Annotated in this window: 22 protein-coding genes and 1 pseudogene; 12 read left to right on the top strand and 11 right to left on the bottom strand. The window is 65.6% G+C overall.

The genetic code is table 11. The features are described 5' to 3' along the window. Positions 1-13: 13 nt before the first annotated feature. Together BLS66_RS06120 and BLS66_RS06115 are read right to left on the bottom strand one after the other, a co-directional pair. Complete coding sequence (locus tag BLS66_RS06120) at positions 14-2,155, bottom strand: TonB-dependent siderophore receptor (protein WP_074725408.1); 2,142 nt, start codon at positions 2,153-2,155, stop codon at positions 14-16. A 73-nt stretch (positions 2,156-2,228) separates the two neighbouring features. Next, positions 2,229-2,873 carry a TetR/AcrR family transcriptional regulator gene (locus BLS66_RS06115; protein WP_074725407.1) on the bottom strand — a complete coding sequence of 215 codons (645 nt, stop codon included), beginning with the start codon at positions 2,871-2,873 and terminating at the stop codon, positions 2,229-2,231. An 81-nt stretch (positions 2,874-2,954) separates the two neighbouring features. Here BLS66_RS06115 and BLS66_RS06110 point away from each other — a divergent pair, with 81 nt between their 5' ends. Further along, positions 2,955-4,478, top strand: coding sequence for an FAD-dependent monooxygenase (locus BLS66_RS06110; RefSeq protein WP_074725406.1), 1,524 nt, complete (start codon positions 2,955-2,957; stop codon positions 4,476-4,478). 8 nt (positions 4,479-4,486) lie between these two features. Here the strand turns inward: BLS66_RS06110 and BLS66_RS06105 are convergent, their stop codons facing one another. The 7 genes from BLS66_RS06105 to BLS66_RS06075 form a co-directional block, all read right to left on the bottom strand. After that, the gene (locus tag BLS66_RS06105) at positions 4,487-6,190 is read right to left on the bottom strand and encodes a hybrid sensor histidine kinase/response regulator (RefSeq protein ID WP_049471415.1); all 1,704 of its coding nucleotides are present in this window, start codon (positions 6,188-6,190) and stop codon (positions 4,487-4,489) included. Between the two features lie 214 nt (positions 6,191-6,404). Then, complete coding sequence (locus BLS66_RS06100; protein WP_074725405.1) at positions 6,405-6,587, bottom strand: hypothetical protein; 183 nt, start codon at positions 6,585-6,587, stop codon at positions 6,405-6,407. A gap of 10 nt (positions 6,588-6,597) precedes the next feature. Further along, positions 6,598-6,846, bottom strand: coding sequence for a hypothetical protein (locus tag BLS66_RS06095; RefSeq protein WP_049471376.1), 249 nt, complete (start codon positions 6,844-6,846; stop codon positions 6,598-6,600). Positions 6,847-6,974: 128 nt separating this feature from the next. Further along, positions 6,975-7,220 carry a hypothetical protein gene (locus BLS66_RS06090; protein ID WP_074725404.1) on the bottom strand — a complete coding sequence of 82 codons (246 nt, stop codon included), beginning with the start codon at positions 7,218-7,220 and terminating at the stop codon, positions 6,975-6,977. 123 nt (positions 7,221-7,343) lie between these two features. After that, positions 7,344-7,613 (bottom strand): hypothetical protein, encoded by a 270-nt coding sequence (locus BLS66_RS06085; RefSeq protein ID WP_074725403.1) that lies wholly within the window; start codon positions 7,611-7,613, stop codon positions 7,344-7,346. Between the two features lie 103 nt (positions 7,614-7,716). After that, positions 7,717-8,190 (bottom strand): hypothetical protein, encoded by a 474-nt coding sequence (locus tag BLS66_RS06080; protein WP_229766926.1) that lies wholly within the window; start codon positions 8,188-8,190, stop codon positions 7,717-7,719. Positions 8,191-8,280: 90 nt separating this feature from the next. Further along, positions 8,281-9,519: an NADH:flavin oxidoreductase/NADH oxidase family protein gene (locus tag BLS66_RS06075; RefSeq protein ID WP_053506468.1), complete on the bottom strand. Its 1,239-nt coding sequence runs from the start codon at positions 9,517-9,519 to the stop codon at positions 8,281-8,283. An 89-nt stretch (positions 9,520-9,608) separates the two neighbouring features. Between BLS66_RS06075 and BLS66_RS06070 the strand changes: the two are divergent. Continuing rightward, positions 9,609-10,108: pseudogene (locus BLS66_RS06070) on the top strand (MerR family transcriptional regulator). A gap of 16 nt (positions 10,109-10,124) precedes the next feature. On the opposite strand, the gene BLS66_RS06065 reads toward BLS66_RS06070, so the two are convergent. After that, positions 10,125-11,336 (bottom strand): MFS transporter, encoded by a 1,212-nt coding sequence (locus tag BLS66_RS06065; protein ID WP_057494669.1) that lies wholly within the window; start codon positions 11,334-11,336, stop codon positions 10,125-10,127. A 126-nt stretch (positions 11,337-11,462) separates the two neighbouring features. Next, positions 11,463-11,882 (bottom strand): HD domain-containing protein, encoded by a 420-nt coding sequence (locus tag BLS66_RS06060; RefSeq protein WP_057494668.1) that lies wholly within the window; start codon positions 11,880-11,882, stop codon positions 11,463-11,465. A 128-nt stretch (positions 11,883-12,010) separates the two neighbouring features. Between BLS66_RS06060 and BLS66_RS06055 the strand changes: the two genes are divergently transcribed. The 10 genes from BLS66_RS06055 to BLS66_RS06010 all read left to right on the top strand — a co-directional run bounded on the left by BLS66_RS06055 (position 12,011) and on the right by BLS66_RS06010 (position 20,851). After that, a complete protein-coding gene (locus tag BLS66_RS06055; RefSeq protein WP_005417248.1) occupies positions 12,011-12,268 on the top strand; it encodes a hypothetical protein in 258 nt (85 codons plus the stop codon). A gap of 34 nt (positions 12,269-12,302) precedes the next feature. Beyond that, on the top strand, positions 12,303-13,982 hold the full coding sequence (locus BLS66_RS06050; RefSeq protein WP_053462705.1) for a type IV secretory system conjugative DNA transfer family protein: 1,680 nt from the start codon (positions 12,303-12,305) through the stop codon (positions 13,980-13,982). A 424-nt stretch (positions 13,983-14,406) separates the two neighbouring features. After that, positions 14,407-14,853, top strand: coding sequence for a hypothetical protein (locus BLS66_RS06045; RefSeq protein ID WP_012480646.1), 447 nt, complete (start codon positions 14,407-14,409; stop codon positions 14,851-14,853). Between the two features lie 89 nt (positions 14,854-14,942). Beyond that, the gene (locus BLS66_RS06040; protein ID WP_074725402.1) at positions 14,943-15,998 is read left to right on the top strand and encodes a VirB8 family type IV secretion system protein; all 1,056 of its coding nucleotides are present in this window, start codon (positions 14,943-14,945) and stop codon (positions 15,996-15,998) included. Beyond that, positions 15,995-16,774, top strand: a complete 780-nt coding sequence (locus BLS66_RS06035; protein ID WP_014037652.1) for a TrbG/VirB9 family P-type conjugative transfer protein — start codon at positions 15,995-15,997, stop codon at positions 16,772-16,774. The genes BLS66_RS06040 and BLS66_RS06035 overlap by 4 nt, the downstream gene beginning before the upstream one ends. After that, on the top strand, positions 16,771-18,024 hold the full coding sequence (locus tag BLS66_RS06030) for a TrbI/VirB10 family protein (protein WP_074725401.1): 1,254 nt from the start codon (positions 16,771-16,773) through the stop codon (positions 18,022-18,024). Before BLS66_RS06035 ends, BLS66_RS06030 begins: the two co-directional genes overlap by 4 nt. A gap of 14 nt (positions 18,025-18,038) precedes the next feature. After that, positions 18,039-19,082, top strand: a complete 1,044-nt coding sequence (gene virB11 / locus BLS66_RS06025) for a P-type DNA transfer ATPase VirB11 (protein ID WP_049471359.1) — start codon at positions 18,039-18,041, stop codon at positions 19,080-19,082. 3 nt (positions 19,083-19,085) lie between these two features. After that, a complete protein-coding gene (locus tag BLS66_RS21050) occupies positions 19,086-20,069 on the top strand; it encodes a lytic transglycosylase domain-containing protein (protein ID WP_074725400.1) in 984 nt (327 codons plus the stop codon). Positions 20,070-20,142: 73 nt separating this feature from the next. Beyond that, a complete protein-coding gene (locus BLS66_RS06015) occupies positions 20,143-20,550 on the top strand; it encodes a TrbC/VirB2 family protein (protein WP_049444299.1) in 408 nt (135 codons plus the stop codon). Beyond that, on the top strand, positions 20,543-20,851 hold the full coding sequence (locus BLS66_RS06010; RefSeq protein WP_019660289.1) for a VirB3 family type IV secretion system protein: 309 nt from the start codon (positions 20,543-20,545) through the stop codon (positions 20,849-20,851). The genes BLS66_RS06015 and BLS66_RS06010 overlap by 8 nt, the downstream gene beginning before the upstream one ends. The last annotated feature ends 57 nt before the right edge of the window (positions 20,852-20,908 follow it).

Raw genomic sequence — 20,908 nt, 5'->3', positions numbered from 1 at the left:
CTGGAAGGCCTTCTCAGAAGCGGTAGGCCGCCTGCACGTACACCCGCCGCGGCTCGCCCGGGAAATGCCCGTTGCGTTCGATGAAGCCACTGGCTGCGTACACCTTGTCGAACAGGTTCTTGACGTTGGCCTGGAACTGCCACTGCTTCCACGTGGTCTTCCAGCTGATGTCGAACACCGTGTATGCCTTCACCGTCTGCCCATCCAGGCTGACACGCTCGCCCACATGGTCGGCGCCGAATCCGATGGCCGAGTTGATCGAAGGCAGGTCGTAGCGTGTCCACAGGCCGAGCTTGTTGCGTGGCGCATTCGCGAAGCGGTCGCCGGAGGCATTGGTGATGCCGTTCGGTCCGGCATCCTTCACCCGTGCGTCGTTGTAGGCGTAGGTCAGATTCACCACCCAGCGCTCGGTCACGTCGGCCAGCAGGTCCAGTTCCATGCCCGTGCTGCGTACCAGGCCCAGCGCGGCCAGCTGGTTCACGCCGTCCCGTACTTCACCGGTGGCCTGCACGATGTTGCTGCGGTCGATGCGGTAGGCCGCCATGTTCAGGGTCACACGTTCGGCCAGCAGCGATTTCATGCCGACTTCCCACTGCCTGCTGCGCTCGGCGTCGAACGGTCCGCCGGCCGCTGGGTTCTGGTTGGCGGCACTCTGCGGCACGAAGCCGCTGGCGACGTTGGCGTACAGGTTCACGCCGTCCCGGGCGGTAAAGGTGCTGCCCAGGCGCCAGCTGAGCGCGTTGCCATCCACGCTGCTGCCACCCATGCGGTCTTCATCCTTGAAACCATCCCAGCGCAGTCCGGCCAGCACGTGCCAGCGCGTGCCCAGGGCCAGCTCATCCTGCAGGTAGCCGCCGTAGCGCTTGCTGCGGGTGGCGGTGCTGCGCCATGGCAGGGCGGCCAGGTTGTAGTCGTGCCAGGTGCTCGCGCCATAGACCGGGTTGAACAGATCGATGCCGCGCACGGGGCCGGCACCGCGTGCCAGGTCGGCACTGTTGGCGGTCTGCGCGGTGAAGTCCGCGTCAAGCTGGTACACGTCGGCGCCGAACAGCACCTTGTGTTCGATACGGCCGGTGTTGATCCGCCATACGGCATTGCCGCTGGCGGCGAAGGCCTCGTTGTCGCGAATCTGGTTGCGCAGCTGGCGCGTCATCCATTCGGCTACGCCGTCGCGGTCACGATCGATCAGGCCCATCGGTTCGTGGTACATCTGGTGCTCGTTGTTGCTGAACCAGCGCGCAGCAATGTCCACGTCCAGCGTATCGAGCGGTGCGAAGCGATACTGCGCCAGTGCGACCCTGGCGCGCATGTCGAGGAAATCACTGGCCTCGTTGTGGTTCCATCGCCGGTCGGTCAGGAAGGTGCCGGCATCGTTCACCGGCACACCGCGCAGCCGGTTGCCGCCCAGGTTCTGGGTGATGTCGGTGAACTGCAGCACCAGCTCGCCGGTCTGGCCAACGTCGAAGGCCAGTGATGCATCGCCGATCACGCTTTCGCTGTCGGCATTCCAGCGCACGCCCTGCTCGGTGTCGGCATACAGGCCGGCGCGATAGCGGATGCTGCCGCTGGCATTCAGCGGGCCGGTGCCTTCTATCGATCCTGCGCGGAAGTCCTTGTCGCCTGCCTGCAGTTCGATGCGGCGTTCGGCGGTGGCCCTGGGCTTGCGCGTCACGTAGTTGATGACACCGCCCGCATCACCACCGCCGTACAGCGCACCGGCCGGGCCCTTCAGCACTTCCACGCGTTCGATGTTGAACAGTTGCGGCACCGAGAAGCCTGCATAGGGATCACCGCGCAGGCTGTCGTAGAGCACGTTTTCCTGGCGGAACCCGCGCAGGGTGACGCCGGCATAGCTGAAGAAGCTGATCCCGCTGATGCTGCGGTAGAGGTCGGTGACCTGGCGCGCAGCCTGGTCGTCGATCAGCTCACGCGGCACGACCTGGATCGACTGCGGTACCTGCTCCAGCGGAGTATCGGTGCGGGTGCCGACAGCGGCATCGTCGGCGCGGTACAGGGTCTGTGCGCGGCCGCGAACTTCCACTTTGTCCAGATCCTTCGGTGCATCAGCGGAGGCCTCGGAGGCCAGTGCAGGTGTAGCCAGGAAAAGGGGCAGCGCCAGGCAGAGGGCGTGCTTGAGCGGGGTTGGAAGCGGCATGAGGGGGTCGGGGCGGGCTGCAAATGAGAAAGATTAGCATTTGCAACGCTTCGGGGCCTATCCCCCGAATGCGCTATGGACGCAGGCCCGGGTCGGTATAGGGGGTGCCGGCCAAGGCCACCAGCACGCCGGTGCCACCGCGCACGATCAGCTGCAGCATCGCTTGGCGCGGATCCTCGCCCCTCTGCTGGCTGGCCAGTCCACTCTGATAGGCGGCCGCCATCGACGCCAGCAGCATGGCTGCGCCCAGGCGTGCCTCGGCGTCATCCGCCGGCCGCCCGACGGCGCTGGCCATCAACTGCGCGAGGTCGTCGGCCAGCTGTGCCTGCAGCCGTCGTGCATGTGCCACCAAGGCCGGGCTGCCGGCCACCGTGGCCCAGAAGGTCGCTGCACCGGCATTGATCCGCAACAGGGGATGGCCGCTGTCGAGCAGCTCCCGCACCAGCGCCTGGAAGGCGGCCAGCGGGGCCATGCCGCGGCGCGCCGTCATGCCCTCGCGCAGCAACGCGCGCGCCTCCTCGTCGCGGTCGAATACCAGGTCCTCCTTGCTGGCGAAATAGTTGAAGACCGTCTTGCGCGAGACTCCGGCGGCCTCGGCGATCTCGGACATCGACACCGCCTCGAAGCCACGCCGGATGATCAGCGCGGTGGCGACATCGGAAATTGCCTGTCGGGTCTGTGCCTTGCGTTGCTCGCGACGGCCTTGGGGCGGGGTCATGGCGGTTGGCTTGTGTAAACGTACACCGAGTGTAACATTGGCGACGCGAGAGTGCCGGTCCGGCGCTCACAGGGAATTCCCATGTTGTACGACGTCGTCGTCGCCGGGGCCGGCCCGGTCGGCCTGTTCCTGTCCTGCGAGCTGGCCCAAGCCGGCTGTTCGGTCCTGCTGCTGGAGCAGGCTGAGTCGCCCGATGCAACGCTGAAGCGCCTGCCCTTTGGCCTGCGCGGCTTGAACGCGCCCACGCTGGAAGCGCTGGATCGGCGCGGCCTGCTGGACGCGGTCGCGGCCCGCCAGGTGCTGAAGCCGGACAAGGGCGCACCGCCGCCCGGCACCGCCCATTGGCTGGCGCAACCGCGGCCGCTGGGAGGCCACTTCGCCGGCATTCCTTTCGCCCTGGATGACGTGGACAGCGGGCGCTGGCGTGATCGCCTGCCGACCCCGGTACCCACCCAGATGGCGGTGGAGCTGCAGTCGCTGGAGGCGGTGCTGGCCGAGCGCGCAGCGTCACTGGGTGTGCAGATCGAGCGGGGCTGCACGGTGCAGGCGGTGCACGCACGCGAAGCACAGATGGAGGTGCAGACCGCTCGCGGGCTGATGCGGGGGCGATGGCTGGTCGGTTGCGATGGCGCCCGCAGCACGGTACGCAAGCAATCGGGGTTCGTGTTCGCAGGGACGGCGCCGGAGTTCACCGGGCACACGCTGCAGGTCGAACTGGAGGACCCGTCGGTGCTCACCCCGGGGCGTCAGTTCACCGAACATGGCATGTGCAATTTCAACCCGCCGGGCATGCTGGCGCTGGCCGATTTCGACGGTGGTGCAGGCCACCGCCTGCCACTGGACCTGCACGCCGCCCAGGCGCTGGTGCGGCGGGTGTCCGGTCGCCAGGCAACGATCACCGCGGTGCATCTGGCCACCACATGGACCGATGCCGCGCGCCAAGCCACGGCCTATCGCAGCGGCCGCGTGCTGTTGGCCGGTGATGCGGCGCACATGCATTCGCCGTTGGGCGGGCAAGGGCTGAACCTCGGCATCGGCGATGCGATGAACCTGGGGTGGAAGCTGGCGGCCGTGCTGCGAGGCGACGTGGCGGAGGGGCTGTTGGACAGCTATCAGGCTGAGCGCCATCCGATCGGCGCCCGGGTGCTCGACTGGTCGCGTGCGCAGGTGGCGTTGATGCGGCCGGGCCCCGGGTCGCGCGCGCTGGCGGCGGTGATCGCCGACCTGGCCGCGACCGGCGACGGTGCCACCTATCTCGCCGAGCGGTTGTGGGGCGTGGCGCAGCCACCGGTGTTCGACGGCGGCCACCCGTGGGTTGGCCGAAGCGTGCCTGACGTCCATCTGGCCGATGGCCGCCGCATGGGAGAGCTGCTGCGTGCAGGGCAGGGCGTGCTGCTGGGGCTCGATACCGGCGATTCGCTCGGCCCGATCAGTGAGCGCTGGCAGCGGTCGGTCACCTGCGTGATGTGCACGGCGCGCGACACGCTGGGACTGGGCGCCGTGCTGGTCCGCCCCGACGGTGTCGTCGCCTGGGCCTGCGATGCCGGCGGCGATGCGTCGGGGCTGGCGTCCTCGCTGGAACGCTGGTTCGGTCCGCCGCGGTGAGCGACCGGCTAGGGCGAGGCCACCACAGCCGGCGCGCGGCGCGCGGCCTCGGTCATCACCGAGGCCAGCTGCTTCAATGAGTAAGGCTTGCGTAGCAGGGTGAAGCCATGGCCAGGATCCCGCGCCAGCAACTCGCTGTAGCCGCTGGTGAGGATCACTGGGAGCTCTGGCAGGCGGTCGCGGATGGTACGGGCCAGATCCAGGCCGTTCATGCCCGGCATCACGACGTCGCTGAACACCACATGGAAGCGCGAGGCATCCCGTTCCAGCTCGGCCAGGGCCTCGTCCGCATTGCGCGCAAGGACCACGCTGTACTCGAGCTCGCGCAGGGCGCCGACCGCAAACTCGGCCACGTCGACGTTGTCTTCCACCACCAGCACGCAGACGCCATGACCATGCTGCAGTCCCGGCTGCGCCGCCGGCCGTTCCGTCGTTTTTCGTGCCTGCGCCAACGGCAGGTACAGCGTGAAGCGGGTCCCAGCGCCGGCCTGGCTCTGCACGTCCACTTCGCCTTCTGACTGCTTGACGAAGCCGAACACCTGGCTGAGCCCGAGCCCGGTCCCGGCGCCGACGCTCTTGGTGGTGAAGAAGGGCTCGAAAATACGGTCGACCACGTCAGGGTCGATGCCCGTTCCGGTATCGGTCACGCTGATCGCAGCAAAGTCACCCTTCATCGGCGCGGCGAAGCGCACCGAGGGCACCGCGGTGACCTGTTCCACTTCGATGGTCACCCGGCCGTGTCCCTCGATCGCATCGCGGGCATTGACCGCGATGTTGATCAATGCGGTGTCCAGCTGGGTGCGGTCCAGCAGCACCGGCAGCGGCGTACCGGGCAACGTCAACGACACCTGGATGCGCGCGCCCAGAACCGTGGTGATGATGTCCGAGAGCGCGTGCACGCTCTCGCAGAGATCGAAGACCTCCGGCGACAGGCTCTGGCGACGCGAGAAGGCCAGCAGCTGCGCGGTCAGCTTGGTGGCGCGGTCCGACGCTGTTGCAATGGCCTGGATGTACCGGCGCCGGGAGTCGTCTGCCGGCCACGTATGCAGGAGCATGTCCACCGAACCGGTGATGACCTGCAGCAGGTTGTTGAAGTCGTGGGCCACCCCGCCGGTGAGCTGGCCGATCGCTTCCAGCTTCTGCGATTGCCGCAGCTGCTCGCGGGCGCGGACCAGTTCCAGGTGGGCCTCCCGCGCCTGCTCGGTGATCGCCGCGACCTGGCGGCTGTGCAGGTCGCGCTCGATCACCCGTTCGGTCTGCTCGCTCACTACGCACAGGATGCCCGCCACACTGCCGCAGCCGACGCGCAGCGGCGAATAGGAGAACGTCCAGAACGTTTCGCGCAGCGTGCCGTCGCGATCCATCATCAGGGGCAGGTTCTTGAAGCTGCGGCTGGTGCCGGCAAAGGCATCGTTGACCGCCTGCACCACGTCCGGCCATACGTCGGCCCAGACATCCTCCAGGCGATTGCCCATCGCGCCGTGCAGCTTTTCCCCCAGCATCGGCAGGTAGGCATCATTGAAGAAGAAGGCCTTGTCTTCCTTGCCCCAGGCGAGCCACAGGGGTTCGGGCGAATCCAGGATCATCGCCAGCAACGTGCGAAGCTCGGCGGGGGCGCTGGCAGCAATGGCCGAGCGGGCCCAGTCGCTGTCCTGCAGCAGTCGGTAGGCGAGCTGATCGGGTGCAGAGACAGGCAGGGGAAAAGGATGCATGGCCGCCGATGGCGCAGGAAGGTGGCGCAGCATAGCCGAGCGCGTGTCATGGCGCCCTGCACACACCGGCATGAAGGGCATCGCCACTTTGCGGTAGATCGGGCAGCGTTGCGCCTGTGTCCAGCAGGTTGCTGCTATCGCGGCGCCGCGCGCTGCTCACTACGCTCGCGGACTGCGCCGCACGAAGGGCGCGAAGGCGGCCTGATCGGCGCGTCTAGTCCTTGGGTCCGGCTCGCGCGGCCAGGGCGTCGCGGCCGGCGTCGGTGAGATCGATATCTCCATCTTCCGCCTGTACCGCCAATCCCGCGTTGACCGCCCATGTCGCCGCATCGCCGCGCACCGGCTGCGCGGCGGCGATTGCTTCAAGGATTTCCCGCTGGTGCGCCGTCATGTCCATGCACTGGCCCTCAGATGCCCAGCAACGATGCCGGTTGCCAATCCGACAGCCGGGCGTGGCTGACCGGTTGGTGGCAGCCGCACCCGTCGCAACGGAACAGTGCCCCGCCGGGCAGATGCACCAGATTGTCTTCGTTGGCCGAACTGGTCGACGAGCAGTGCCGGCAGGTGACGGTGAGCGCGGTGATGCGCTGCACGCCGCCTGAGAGATCGAACACGGCCTCGAACGCGCGAATGACAGGGTGGGCGGTGTCCGGCATCTGAATCTCGACAGGGTGGGGAAACCCGATCCTCGCGCGTCTGCCGTGATGGACCAGTCAGCCGGATGCATGGGCCTGATCAAGAACGGCGCGACAACGCGGGCGCGGCAACCGGCAGTGCCTCTTCTTCAGGGTTCCTTTTTCTTTCCGCTCAGGTCCAGCGGCCTGTCGCTGCCCTTGCGCTCGCTCGACCACATCTCCATGCCCTTGTTGCAACGGCTCTCGCGGGCGGCGACCTCGCGGGGCAGGTCCTTCAGCAGGGGCGAGTCCTGGCAGGCCGGATGCATGGCGCTGTCGTCATAGGTGGCACAGGCGCTGAGCGTTGCCAGAGCGGCGGCAATGACGGAAGCGTAAAGGACGGGGTGCGGGCTCATGGGGGGGCTGGGTTGATGCCGGGCTGGCCATGGGATTCAAATCCGTGACACCCGGCACGCACAATCGGACCGATCACACTTGTTATTTTGTAACATGTGCGTGATAGTCCGGCCCCTGCTGGGTCAGGCAATGCAGATCATCAGTACCGTGCACAGCACCAGCATCAGCACGAACACCCGCCGGCTCAGCGCCAGGCAGGCCAGATAAGCCGCCAGCGCCCATGCCGCCAGCAGCGCGCAGGCCACCACCCAGAGTCCGATGCCCATCATCGAGCCGGTCGCCAATACAGACAGCGCGATGGCCTTGAACAGCGCCACGCCCAGTACGCTGCCCAGCATGCCGGCCTGCAGGGCGATGGCATCATGGCGGGCAGGTGCGCGGGCGTGGTGCATTGCGGGTCCGTTGCAGGCCGGGAACGCGGCGTCGGCTGCACTGTGCCCAAATGCACATCCACAAAATGTGTTCATTGCGCGCCGACAGCGCGGTGGAGCGCGTTCAGTCGAACTCAGCCCCGGCTGATTCCAGGCGCTGCCGGTACGCCGCGCGGTGCTGGTACAGGCGCTGGCATTCGGCGGACCTGTGGATGCGGCTGGCCGGTTCGCTGGCCACCGAGTCGCACATCCGCGCGATGTGGTTGCTGGCGGCCAGCTCGGTCACGAAGAACACGGCAGTGATGCCGGTACCGAGCAGCACCACGTACAGCAGGCGGCTGAGCCAGCGCGACCGCCGGCGCTCGACGTGCTGCTGGAGGGTCAGGTCGAAACGGATGATGCTGAGCACGATCCAGATGACCGCGACCAGGAAGCAGAGCGTGGGCAGCAGGCCGCGCCAGAGGCCGGCCTCGTACACCGATTCACTGTAGTGGACGGCGGCACCCGCACCGGCGATGGCGATCGCCAGCGCCCAGTTGCGGCCCAGCGAGAGCAGGTCGTCAAGCAGTTTTTCACGGTTCCTGGTCGGGCCAGCCACATCCAGTCCTTGTGCGTCCGTCGATGGGCTGCGGCGCAGCCCATCCATGGATGGTGGCGCATCACTGCAGCGATGAGAAGCCTGCACGACTCAACAGGCGCCGGCCCGGTCAGCGACCCAGCGACGGTAGCGGCGGGTCCGGCATTTGGCGGCCGCTTGTGCCAGCAGCAGCGCCCAGACGGGCGACACGCCGGGTGCGGTGGGCCGACGCTTGCTCAGCCGCCCCAGCTGGTACTTCACCGCAGCCATGTGTGCGCTGGCGGCCAACGGCTTGCTGCGCCAGTCGATGGTGCGCAGTGTTGGCGCCGGATCGCGGCCCTGCTGCCAGTGCTGCGGCAGATCCGGCTCGATCGCCAGTGCAGTGGCGATGCCGACCATGGCCACGCCACTGCCCAGCACCTGTTCGGCCACGGAGTATCGGCGGATGCCGCCGGTGACCATCAGCGGCAGGGTCGCCACCGTGGCGATCTCGCGCGCGAATTCGAGGAAGTAGGCTTCGCGGGCCAGGCTGCGCTGGTCGCGCGCAGCGCCGGTCATGGCGGGTGCTTCGTAGCTGCCGCCGGATAGTTCGACCAGGTCTACGCCGAGCGGCGCCAGCATTTCCACCACGGCGCGCGCATCATCGGGAGAGAAGCCGCCGCGCTGGAAATCGGCGGAGTTGAGCTTCACCGCCACGGCGAAGGCGGGTGACACGGCAGCGCGCACGCCCTGCACGATCTCCAGCAACAGCCGCGCACGATTGTGCAGGCTGCCGCCCCAGCGGTCGTCGCGGCGGTTGGACAGTGGCGACAGGAACTGGCTGAGCAGGTAGCCATGCGCGGCATGGATCTGCACGCCAGTGAATCCCGCGCGCTCGGCCAGCTCGGCACTGCGGATGAAGCGTGCGATCACCGACGCGATGTCGTCCTCGGTCATCGCCTTGGGCGGGGCGAACTGCTTGGACAGCGCACCCATCTGCAATGGGACGGCGGACGGAGCGAGTGCGGGTTGGCCGAGTGCAGCCGGCATCTGCCGCCCGGGATGATTGATCTGCATCCACATCTGCGCGCCCCGCGAGCGCGCCGTGTCCGCCCAGGCGATGAAGCGATCAAGATGGCGATCATCTTCCAGCACCACGCCGCCGGGGCCGGTCATGGCGCGGCCATCGACCATCACGTTGCCGGTGATGATCAGTCCGGCGCCGCCATCGGCCCAGCGCTGGTAGAGCTGCAACAGCGCCGCAGAGGGCGCGTGATCGGCGTCGGCCATGTTTTCCTCCATCGCCGCCTTGGCGATGCGGTTGCGGACGACGGCACCGGAGGGCAACACCAGTGGGGAGAACAGCGACATCGGACAGCTCCAGGACAGGGGAATGACGCTACGCTAACCTTCAAGTTTGATTGAAGGTCAACAGGCCTGGGTGCCGAGGATTCATACAGATGAAGATTGGTGAGCTGGCCCGCCGCACGGGTCTGGCGGCCTCGCGCATCCGCTTCTATGAAGAAGCTGGGCTGCTGGTGAAGAAGCTGGGCTGCTGGTGGTGCCGCGACAGGCCAACGGCTACCGCGACTACCCGGAGCAGGCGGTGCTGCTGCTGGAGCTGATCACCGGCGCGCAGCGCGCCGGCTTCAGCCTGGAAGAGATCCGTGCCCTGCTGCCGCCGCACCTGGGCCAGTGGCAGCACGATGCGCTGATCTCGAGTCTGCAGCAGAAGGTGGCCGATATCGAGGCGCTGCAGGCACGGTTGGCGCACAGCCGGGCGCACCTGCTGGCGCTGGTCCAGGACATCCAGGCGCGGCCGGACGGCATTGACTGCGCGGCCAATTCGCGGCGGGTGCTCGAGCGCGTAAAGCGTGGGGAACTGGCGAGGCCGACCTTGGCGGCCGGCGATACAGCGTTGCTGCGACCGGATCGCCGTCACCGCAGAGGCAGCGACTGACGATCCGGCGCAATGTTCAGTGGCTGCCGGCGACGGCGGTCCTGCGCTTCTTGTCCAGCGTCACCGCCACGCACCACAGCAGCAGGCCGCCGATGGCGGTGGCCGCACCCACATAGCCGGTGCTGGCCGGGCTGAAGCCGGCGCTGATGGCCATGCCGCCCAGCCAAGGGCCAAGTGCATTGGCAGTATTGAACGCAGCATGGTTGGAGGCCGCCGCCAGCGTCTGCGCTTCACCGGCCACGTCCATCAGGCGTGTCTGCAGTACCGCCGCCAGCGCGCCCATGGTGCCGACGGCGATGATCATCGGGCCGATGGTCCACACCGACTGTGCGGCCAGCGGATACAGCAGCAGCATCACGATCGACCATACCAGCACCACGGCGGCGGCCTTGAAGTGAAACCTGTCCACCAGCCAGCCACCGGCGATGTTGCCGATGATCGCGCCGATGCCGAACACGCCCACCGCCAGCGGCATCCACGATTCGGCCACACCGGTGACCTGCACCAGGGTGGGGGCCAGGTAGGTGAACACACAGAACATGCCGGCAAAGCCGACCGCGCCGATCGCCAGCGCCAGCCACACCTGGGACGTGTTGAAGGCGCGCAGCTCGCGCATCGGCGAGGTGCGCACTTCGTCCGGATCCGGCAGCAGGAAGCGGGCGATCATCGCCACGGTGGCGATGGCCAGCACGCTGACCAGGGCAAAGGCTGTGCGCCAGCTCAGCTGCTGGCCCAGCCAGGTGGTCAGCGGGTTGCCGACCAGGATCGCGATCGACAGGCCCAGCAGAACCCGGGACATGGCTTGGCCACGCTGGCCAGCGGGGCTGATCGCGGCGGCCACCAGCATCGCCACGCCGAAATACGCACCGTGCGGCAGCCCGGCAACGAAGCGTGCCGCCAGCATGGTGCCGTAGTTCGGTGCCAGCGCGCTGGCGAGGTTGCCCACTGCGTAGAACCCCATCAACGCCAGCAGCAGCTTGCGGCGCGGGAAACTGGCACCGACGAAGGCGAGGATCGGCGCACCGACCACCACGCCGATGGCATAGGCGCTGATCAGGTGGCCGACCTGGGTCTCGGAGATCGACAGGCCACGGCTGATCTCCAGCATCAGGCCCATGCTGGCGAACTCGCTGGTGCCGATGGCGAAGCCGCCCAGTGAAAGGGCGAGGATGATCAGAGTGCGCTGACGGGGCGTCAGCCGCGCAGCCAGGGAAGAGGTGGGGCTCATGCGGGGGCGCGATGGGGCGGGGAGCCCTCCATTGTACTGCTGCACCGCAACAAGGGCAGCCACACTCAGGGTAAATCAGCGTTTGATCGGTGACACGCCGGCCCTCCGCGGCACCGCCCGGCCCGCTCAGATGCCCAGCGCTGCCCGGGCGTGCGCGTACTTGCCGTGCAGGCGCGCGGCCGTCGCCGCGTCGAGCATGGCCAGCCGCTGCGGATCGGCGTTGTCCTCCAGATCGGCCTGCTTCACCTTCAGTGCCAGCGGGTGGGCGGCAATGCGCGCGTAGTAGCTGTCCGCGTCGGGGGCCGCGTCACGGTTGAGCAGGTGCACCGCCTCCCGCAGCGGGGCGGGAAAGACCTCGATCCGCGCGGCAAACGCCGGGCAGTCTTCGGCCACGTCATGCAGCCAGGCCACCACTTCGGCGTCATCGTCGCCGCGCACCGCAGCTGCCACCCGCGCCACGTGGCCGATGTAAGGCTGGCCGGCTTTGTCCACCTGGTCCGCGTGGGCCTCGGTGGCCAGCGTGCGTGCAAGTGCTACCCAGTCCATTGCAGTCTCCTTGGATATCCGCGGACAGTTTCGCGCAAAACCGCAGCGCTTGTGCATACGCCGATGACACTGCGACGGGCATGATGGGGGGCAGGGGGGACAGTGCTGCCCCGACAAGGAGGAATGCGATGCAGGAATTCAGGCACGTGCTGGAAACCCGTGGCCGCTATCAGCTGGTAGCGGTGTCCTACGAGCCGGTGTACGCTCCGGGCGATGTGGTCGGCCATGCGGTCGTCGCCGACGATGGGGATCGTCTGACCGACCTGATATCACTGGCCGAAGCGCGCCAACGCTTGCTGCAACTGGTGCGTGAAGAGGGCGAGGAGCCCGGGCTGGAAAACGAGAACCACCTGCGGAAGAAGGCGTCGCGCTGGCGCCACCGCTAGCCGTCGCGCCGCGTGCGCATCATGGAGGATTCGGGTGTTGCCCAGTAAGAAGTATCTGCTCATCGCCATCATCACGCTGGCGACCCTGCTGCTTGGTTTCGTGTTTTCCGGCTACTTGACCTTGCTGTTCCTCGGGCTGGACACCCAGCTGTTCACCTGGAACACCTACTACCAGTACGTCCACGCCATCGGCCAACCGCAGGTCGCGCCTTTCGTGGGCAAGATCAAATGGGCCGGCTACGTGGGCTTCGGCCTGCCGCTGCTGGTGCTGCTGGTGGCCGGCCTGGTGCTGCTGCTGAAGAAGGACAAGCGCTCGCTGCACGGCGACGCGCGCTTCGCCACCGGCGCCGACCTGGCCAAGCACGGCATGTTCAAGAAGACCGGGCAGAGCATCGTGGTCGGCAGCCATGGCGGCAAGCTGGTGCGCCTGGACGGCCAGCAGTTCGTGATCCTGGCCGCGCCGACCCGCTCGGGCAAGGGCGTAGGCGTGGTCATCCCGAACCTGCTGGAGTACGGCGAATCGCTGGTGGTGCTGGACATCAAGCAGGAGAACTTCGACCTGACCAGCGGCTGGCGCGCCAGCCAGGGCCAGGAGATCTACCTGTTCAATCCCTTTGCCGAGGACCGGCGCACGCACCGCTGGAACCCGCTCAGCTACGTCTCCGACGATCCGGCCTTTCGGGTGTCGGACCTGATGAGCATCGCCGCGATGCTGTATCCGGACGGGGCCGAGGACCAGAAGTTCTGGGTCAGCCAGGCACGCAACGCCTTCATGGCCTTTACCCTGTACCTGTTCGAGAACTGGGACGACGAACGCAGCAGCGGTTTCCCGGGCGGCGCCGGCACGCCCACGCTCGGCGCGGTGTACCGGTTGTCCTCGGGTGATGGCACCGACCTGAAGAAGTACCTCAAGACCCTGTCGGAGCGGCCGTTCCTCAGTGCCAACGCACGGTCGGCGTTCGCCAACATGCTGTCGCAGGCCGATGAGACCTTCGCCTCGATCCTGGGCACCTTCAAGGAGCCGCTCAATCCCTGGATCAACCCGGTGCTGGACAAGGCCACCAGCAGCAACGACTTCCTGCTGACCGACGTCCGCAAGAAGAAGATGACCATCTACATCGGCATCCAGCCGAACAAGCTGGCCGAGAGCCGGCTGATCATCAACCTGTTCTTCAGCCAGCTGATCAACCTCAACACCAAGGAACTGCCCAAGTCCAACCCGGACCTGAAGTACCAGTGCCTGCTGTTGATGGACGAGTTCACCTCGATCGGCAAGGTCGAGATCATCGCCTCGGCGGTGTCCTACATGGCCGGCTACAACATCCGCCTGTTGCCGATCATCCAGAGCATGTCCCAGCTCGATGCCACCTATGGGCGGGAGGTCTCGCGCACGATCATCACCAACCACGCCCTGCAGATTCTGTACGCGCCGCGTGAACAGCAGGATGCCAACGACTACTCGGACATGCTGGGCTACACCACGGTGCGCAAGAAGAACGTTACCCATGCCCGCGAGAAGACCCACAACTTCACCGAGGAGCGGCGCGCGCTGATGCTGCCGCAGGAGCTGAAGGCGATGGGGCCGGACATGGAAGTGTTCCTGTACGAAGGCATTCCGCATCCGGTGAAATGCGACAAGATCCGCTACTACAAGGATCGCTACTTCACCGCCCGGTTGCTACCAAAGGTGGATGTTCCGATGCTGAACGTCTAATTCACGACGCTTAATTTGTGAACTTGATTCCCAGTTATGAAGGTGAATTCGTGATTTCGGTCAAGAATTTGGCATTTGTTCATGGATTTTCAGACTTGTCTGACATGGAATTGACGCGTGGTTGTGCGACCCTGTGCATGTCGTTCAGAAATGTGTGATGGATGGCAGATGTTGTAGAGCAGGGTGGCCAGGAGTTTGTGCCATGAAACAAGGATGGTTTCGACGTTGGTGAGGTATGCGGGTGTGTCGTCGGCAGTGTCTGGCGGCCCCGCGACTTGGTTGGCAGCCGTTGGCTGCAGGGGAGCCGGAGCGGGTGTGCTGCCAGTCAGTGCGTCGCTCCGATTCCGGCGTGCGCGACGCAGCGCCGGACGACCAGGGGACCAATGCTCGGGACTGCTTTTTCGTACGTCAAAGTGAAGCCCGTATGAATCAGGCGTTTATCGCGAAAATGTCCATCGCCGCAGTGGCGGCGTTGATGGTGGCCGGTTGCGCCACCAAGTCCGCTCCCGATTTCGGAGGCCGCTGGAAGCCGGTGAACCGCTTTGCTGCGGCAACCACCGAGATCCCGCTGTACTCCAGTTACGTCTACCAGGCCTCGCCGATGGATGGCACGCTCAAAGCCATGCTCGAGCGCTGGGCCAAGGATTCCGGACGCACGCTGGATTACCGCCTGAGCTCGGACTTCACCCTGTACGGCGCGGTCTCCAACATCGACACCACCAACGCTCAGCAGGCCGTGATCGATCTGACGGCGGCCTACGCAGCGCAGGGCATCTCCGTCTCCATCGTTGGCAACCAGATCGTTGTGCAGAGCGCTGGCTCGACGCCGACCGCGTCGGCACAGGGCGCTGATTCCAACAGCGGCACCTGAGTCCACCTCGAAATCATCGAACGTGCCGCTCCCCGCGCCTGTCGCAGGGGTGCCACGCCCATTGATGTTTCAGCAGTACGGAAGAATCCATGTTCCGCAAGAAGGATCCCGGCAATAGTCCCAAGGTCGAGCAGTCGGTCGCCAAGGCGGTCAGCTACGAGATCACCGTGGCCGACATGGCACGCCGCAGCGAGCGGCGCGCATGGTGGGTCGCCACAGGCTCGTTGCTGATGTCGCTCGCACTGGCGGGCGGCTACTACTACATGCTGCCGCTGAAGGAGAAGGTGCCGTTCCTGGTGATGGCCGATGCCTACACGGGTACGGCGACCGTCGCGCGGTTGAGTGGCACCTTCCAGGGCGAGACGATCACCACCAACGAAGCGATCAATCGCAGCAACGTCGCCCAGTACGTGCTCGCCCGCGAATCGTATGACTCGGCGGTGATGGGCCTGCGTGACTGGGAGCTGGTGTTCGTGATGTCCACCGATCCGGTGGCGCAGTCCATGCGTGTCCGCTATGCCGGCAACAATCCGCAGAACCCGTTCGTGATGTACGGTCGCGAGCGCGCCATCCGGGTCAAGATCCTCAGCATCACGCCACTGGGTGCCGAGCCGAACGGCAGCTTCCGCGGCGCTTCGGTGCGCATCCAGCGCAGCCTGCTGGACAAGCGCACCGGCGTCTCTACCTACCTGGACAACCAGCTGGTGACGATGCGCTTCGAGTACAACCAGAACCTGGCGTTGTCCGAACAGGATCGCATCCTCAATCCGCTGGCCTTCCAGGTCACCGAGTACCGCGTCGACAACGACTATTCGCGTGGCGTGCCGGTGCCGGATGACGGCGCCATGCAGGCGCAGGCGCAACAGGCCGCACAGGCGGCGCAGCAGGCACAGGGTGTCTACGATCCCAACAATCCGGCCGCAGCCACCATGATCGACCCGGCCACCGGCCAGCCGGTCGCGGTGCCAGCCAACGGCCAGGTACCGGGCCAGGCAGTGCCGGGACAGCCTGTACAGGGCCAACCGATGCCGGGTCAGCCGGTGCAGGGGCAAGCAATGCCGGGGCAGGCCATGCCCGGACAGCCGGCCATGAGGCCGGCGCAGAACAATTCCACCGGAACTGCTGATGGAGCAAGCAACCGATGAGTAGTCGAAATATCAGGGGAAGCGCGCTGGCGCTGCTGTCGATGTTGTCGTTGCTGTTCTCAGCAGCGGCGATGGCGCAGGCGGTTGACCACTACGAGTACGAGAAGGACCGTATCTATCCGGTTCGCACCGGCCTGGGCCTCACCACCCAGATCGAGTTGAGCCCGAACGAGAAGATCCTCGACTACAGCACCGGCTTCAGCAGCGGCTGGGAACTGACCCGTCGCGAGAACGTGTTCTACCTCAAGCCGAAGAACGTCGACGTCGACACCAACATGATGGTGCGCACCGAGACCCATTCCTACATCTTCGAACTGAAGGTGGTGGCCACCGATTGGCGCCAGCTGGAGCAGGCCCGTCGTGCAGGCGTGCAGTACAAGATCGCCTTCGTCTATCCCAACGACACCGTGTTCGGTGTCGCCCAGGAAGCGGTGGAGGAAGAGGCCAAACCGCTGTTGAGCTCGGAACTGGCCAAGGACCGCCAGTACAACTTCAACTACTCCTATTCGACCAGCAAGGCGAAGAAGATGGGGTGGCTGATCCCGGTCAACGCCTATGACGATGGCCGTTTCACCTACCTGAAACTGCCGAACTCGCCGGAGTACAAGACCGGCATCTTCCCGGCCGTGTTTGGTCGCGAAACGGAATACGGTGAAGACTTTGTGGTCAACACCACGGTTGAAGGCAATACGCTGATCGTGCACGGGACGCACCCGTACCTGGTCATCCGCCACGGCGACTTCGTCGTCGGCCTGCGAAGGAACGTGAAGAAATGAGCCAGCAGAACACTCCCGGAAACGACCCGAACAACGGACGCGACGAGAGCCAGAGCCCGTACGGCGCACAGGGTGCCGCGGACGCGCCGTCGAATCCCTACTTCGGCACGGCGCAGGCCGAGCCGGCGCCGGATCTGGACGCGGCCGCGCCGCAGCTGCGCTCGGCCGAAGAGCAGCGGCTGAACCGGAAGGCGCTGCTGTTCCTCGGTGGCATCGTGCTGCTGTTGGTGGTCATGGGCTTCCTGCTGTTCCGCAAGGGCCAGGATGACAAGGACGCTGCACAGAAGGTGCCGGATGTCGCACGTACCAGCACGCCGGCGTTGCCGGACGTTGCTCCTCCGCCCCAAGCGCCGCCGGCTGCCGCCGAACCGATTCCCATGCTCCCGCCGATGCCGCAGGATGATGGCCCGAAACTGGTGCCTGTCGCTTCCCGTCCGGAAGTAGCGGAGCCTCGTGGGCCGACGCTGCTTGAACGCCGCATGGCAGGTGTGGATGACGCTGCGCTTGCGGCAGGGAGCCGCGCACAGCCTCAGCGCAGTGCAATTGACGAGCAGACCCGTCAAGCCCTGCTTGCGAACATGATGCCGAACCAGCAGGGTCAGCAGAAGATTCGCCGGGGCCCGGACGTTGAAGATGTGTCGAGTGCTACCTACATCCAAAGCCCCGATGCGCTGCTGGTGCGCGGCACCTACCTGCGCTGCGTGCTGGAAACCCGCATCATCACCGACCTCGCCGGCTACACCTCGTGCCTGCTGACCGAGCCGGTGTACTCGATCAATGGCCGCAGCCTGCTGCTTCCGAAGGGCTCCAAGATCTACGGTGCCTATGGCGGTGGACCTACTGGCAAGCGTGTGGAAGTGATCTGGGATCGCATCACCACTCCGAATGGCATCGACGTTGCGATGTCCAGCCCGGGCGTGGATCAGCTGGGTGGCGCCGGTCATCCGGGCCAATACAGCGCACACTGGGGCAGCCGTATCGCCTCGGCGCTGATGATCAGCCTGATTTCCGATGCATTCAAGTACGCTGCCGCAGAGCACGGCCCGGAGACCACCACCATCGCCAACAATGGCATGACGGTGCAGTCGCCCTATGAAAGCGCCACCGCCCGCACGATGGAGCGCTTGGCCAACGAGGCACTCAGCAGCACCCGTCGTCCGCCGACCGTCACCATCAACCAGGGCACGATCGTGAACGTCTACGTTGCAAAGGACGTTGACTTCACCAACGTGCTGAACCCCCGCCGGTAACCCAACGAACGATCATGGACGCCGAAGTGTCACCCCTCGCCCTCGTCTCCAGCGATTTCCTGCGCTATCAGTACGAAGTGCTGGGCATCGCCGAGTACATGACTTCTCCGGAAGTGACGGAAATCTGCATCAACCGTCCCGGCGAGCTGTACCTGGAAACCCGGGCAGGGTGGCAGCGGGTGGACGTGCCGAGCCTGACGTTCGAGCGGGCCCGGCAGTTCTGCACGGCAGTGGTGAACGAGAGCAACACCGGCCAGCGCATCACCGATGCCGATCCGGTGGTGTCGCTCACGTTCCCCACCGGCCAGCGTGCGCAGTTCGTGATTCCGCCGGCCTGTGACGCGGGGAAGGTGTCGATCACCATCCGTTTGCCGTCCAAGCACACCAAGTCGCTCAGCCAGTATCACGAAGATGGTTTCTTCAACCAGATCCTGGAAAGCGATGGCAGCATCAGCGAGCAGGATCGTGAGCTGCTGGAGCTGCGCCATTCGCGCGAATACGCCGAGTTCTTCCGGCGTGCGGTGATGTACCGCAAGAACATCGTGGTATCCGGTGCGACCGGTAGCGGCAAGACCACCTTCATGAAAGCGTTGGTCAATCATATCCCGGACAACGAGCGCCTGGTCACGATCGAGGACGCGCGCGAACTGTTTCTGACCCAACCCAATGTCGTGCACCTGCTGTATTCCAAGGGTGGACAAAGCACCAGCAATGTCAGCGCCAAGAGCTGCATGGAAGCCTGCCTGCGTATGAAGCCCGAACGCATCATCCTCGCCGAGCTGCGCGGTGACGAGGCGTTCTACTTCATCCGCAACTGCGCGTCCGGCCACCCAGGGTCGATCACCAGCTGCCACGCCGGCAGTCCGGAACAGACCTGGGACCAGCTGGCGCTGATGGTGAAGGCTTCGGCCGAGGGTTCGGGCCTGGAGTTCAACGTGATCAAGCGGCTGTTGATGATGACCATCGACATCGTCGTGCATATCAAGGCGCATGCCGGTTCGCGCTACATCACCGGCATCGACTTCAATCCTGGGCGTGCCCAGGGGCAGGAGGGCTGAAGGATGCTGCCAGGACTGGAAATGATGGCGTGCCCGGAGATGGCCGTATCGATGGAGGTGATGCAGCACGTCATCAACGTCGAGTCATCGCGCAATCCCTACGCCATCGGTGTGGTGGGCGGTGCACTGGTGCGCCAGCCCAAGGCGCTGGACGAAGCGCTTGCGACGGTACGGATGCTGGAAGAGAAGGGCTACAACTTCTCGATCGGGCTGGCCCAGGTCAATCGCTACAACCTGGGCAAGTACGGGCTGGATTCCTACGAGAAGGCCTTCCAGCAGTGCCCGAACCTGCAGGCCGGTTCGCGCATCCTCGCCGAGTGCTACAAGCGCTCCGGCGGTGACTGGGGCAAGTCTTTCAGTTGCTACTACTCGGGCAACTTCGAGACCGGCTTCCGTCACGGCTACGTGCAGAAGATCTACGACTCGATCCGCCGCGGCCAGCAGGTCGCCAGCAATGGTGTCGCACCGATCGACGTGGTCAGTCGCGGCGAGCGCCGTACAGTGAAGGTCGAGCATCATCCGCAGCTCGCTTCGCCGGCGCAGGCGCGCATCGTTGCACAGTCCAATGGTCCGGTGTACGTGCCGTCGGAAGATCCCGCACGCGCCTATGTCGTGTACCCGTCCACCGGTGCGATGGCGCGGGGCAGTCTGCTGAATCTCGCCGACCAGGCGCTGTCCAAGGTGGTGCTGGGTTCAGTGGACAGGATGATGCAGCCCCAGGTGCAGCCCACCCAAGGGGCCAGCTATCCCCAGCAACAGGCCGGTGGCATGCCGCAGCAGCTGCCTCAGCAGGGTGCTGCGCAGGCGATGGCCATGCCGCAGCAGTTGCCAGGCGCTGCCGGCGCCGGCAATGAGGGGCCCGTGATGCTGCGGCCCTGGAGCGAGCGCAACCAGCCTGTCGCCGGTGGCGACAATTCATTCAACGCACCGGTGCAGGCTGCGCCGGTGCAGCAGATTCCCGCAGGGGATGCGGCCTTCGTGTTCTGACGAAGTCGTGGTACGGCCAGTCCCCCGGCTGGTCGATTCAGTTGTGTTAGTCCATCAACAAGGAAATCAATCCATGAAGCGATCCAATCTCGACCTCGTCCAGGCCCAGCGCACGCTGAAGACCCTGCTGATGGCCACGATCTTCGTTGGCGCACTGTTCGCCCCGCAGGTGTTCGCCACCGGCACCGACTTCGGCGGCACCGACAAGAAGGTCTGCGGTTTCTTCTCCAACATCAACGGCCTGCTGAACATGGCCTCGATCGCCGTCGTGACCATCGCGGTGATCTTCGCCGGCTACCAGATCGCCTTCGCGCACAAGCGCATCGGTGACGTCGCGCCGATCCTGATCGGTGGCGTGCTGATCGGTGCCGCTGGCCAGATCGCGCGCATGCTGCTGGGCGAGGGCAGCGACGGCAAGTGCACCGGCGGCAGCACGACTTACTACCTGATCAACAACGCGATCCAGTACTACAGTGCATAAGAACGTCGTGTTCCGCGGCTGCACGCGCCCCGCAATGTTCCTGGGCGTGCCCTACCTGCCATTTTTCATGGTGGCAGGCGGGTTGCTGCTGCTCAGCATGTACACGAACTTCTGGTTCCTGCTCACCATTCCGGTGGCGGTCTTCATCATGCGGCAGATGGCTAAGCGTGACGAAATGATCTTCCGCCTGTTGGGCCTGCGCCTGATGTTCAAGCTGAAAGTCCGCAACGTGCAGGAGCACGATGGCATGTGGGTATTCAACCCCAACCATTACCGCGACAAGCCGGCCCGAATGGATTGAGGTCCGGATCCGGCCTGGCGGGCGTCCGCGCCCGCCGGGTCTTTTGTAACTCCTTGG

Source organism: Stenotrophomonas pavanii, assembly GCF_900101175.1.
Lineage (GTDB): Bacteria > Pseudomonadota > Gammaproteobacteria > Xanthomonadales > Xanthomonadaceae > Stenotrophomonas > Stenotrophomonas pavanii.
This window is presented reverse-complemented; position numbering and strand designations above follow the sequence as displayed.

Excerpts from the sequence above, each read along its gene's own strand:
- BLS66_RS06045 (WP_012480646.1), top strand. The coding sequence starts at position 14,407 with ATGAATCAGGCGTTTATCGCGAAAATGTCCATCGCCGCAGTGGCGGCG.
- BLS66_RS06015 (WP_049444299.1), top strand. The coding sequence starts at position 20,143 with ATGAAGCGATCCAATCTCGACCTCGTCCAGGCCCAGCGCACGCTGAAG.
- BLS66_RS06065 (WP_057494669.1), bottom strand. The coding sequence starts at position 11,336 with ATGAGCCCCACCTCTTCCCTGGCTGCGCGGCTGACGCCCCGTCAGCGC.
- BLS66_RS06035 (WP_014037652.1), top strand. The coding sequence starts at position 15,995 with ATGAGTAGTCGAAATATCAGGGGAAGCGCGCTGGCGCTGCTGTCGATG.
- BLS66_RS06075 (WP_053506468.1), bottom strand. The coding sequence starts at position 9,519 with ATGTCGCTGTTCTCCCCACTGGTGTTGCCCTCCGGTGCCGTCGTCCGC.
- BLS66_RS06060 (WP_057494668.1), bottom strand. The coding sequence starts at position 11,882 with ATGGACTGGGTAGCACTTGCACGCACGCTGGCCACCGAGGCCCACGCG.
- BLS66_RS06120 (WP_074725408.1), bottom strand. The coding sequence starts at position 2,155 with ATGCCGCTTCCAACCCCGCTCAAGCACGCCCTCTGCCTGGCGCTGCCC.
- BLS66_RS06085 (WP_074725403.1), bottom strand. The coding sequence starts at position 7,613 with ATGCACCACGCCCGCGCACCTGCCCGCCATGATGCCATCGCCCTGCAG.
- BLS66_RS06095 (WP_049471376.1), bottom strand. The coding sequence starts at position 6,846 with ATGCCGGACACCGCCCACCCTGTCATTCGCGCGTTCGAGGCCGTGTTC.
- virB11 (WP_049471359.1), top strand. The coding sequence starts at position 18,039 with ATGGACGCCGAAGTGTCACCCCTCGCCCTCGTCTCCAGCGATTTCCTG.
- BLS66_RS06110 (WP_074725406.1), top strand. The coding sequence starts at position 2,955 with ATGTTGTACGACGTCGTCGTCGCCGGGGCCGGCCCGGTCGGCCTGTTC.
- BLS66_RS06105 (WP_049471415.1), bottom strand. The coding sequence starts at position 6,190 with ATGCATCCTTTTCCCCTGCCTGTCTCTGCACCCGATCAGCTCGCCTAC.
- BLS66_RS06115 (WP_074725407.1), bottom strand. The coding sequence starts at position 2,873 with ATGACCCCGCCCCAAGGCCGTCGCGAGCAACGCAAGGCACAGACCCGA.
- BLS66_RS06055 (WP_005417248.1), top strand. The coding sequence starts at position 12,011 with ATGCAGGAATTCAGGCACGTGCTGGAAACCCGTGGCCGCTATCAGCTG.
- BLS66_RS21050 (WP_074725400.1), top strand. The coding sequence starts at position 19,086 with ATGCTGCCAGGACTGGAAATGATGGCGTGCCCGGAGATGGCCGTATCG.
- BLS66_RS06030 (WP_074725401.1), top strand. The coding sequence starts at position 16,771 with ATGAGCCAGCAGAACACTCCCGGAAACGACCCGAACAACGGACGCGAC.
- BLS66_RS06100 (WP_074725405.1), bottom strand. The coding sequence starts at position 6,587 with ATGGACATGACGGCGCACCAGCGGGAAATCCTTGAAGCAATCGCCGCC.
- BLS66_RS06040 (WP_074725402.1), top strand. The coding sequence starts at position 14,943 with ATGTTCCGCAAGAAGGATCCCGGCAATAGTCCCAAGGTCGAGCAGTCG.
- BLS66_RS06090 (WP_074725404.1), bottom strand. The coding sequence starts at position 7,220 with ATGAGCCCGCACCCCGTCCTTTACGCTTCCGTCATTGCCGCCGCTCTG.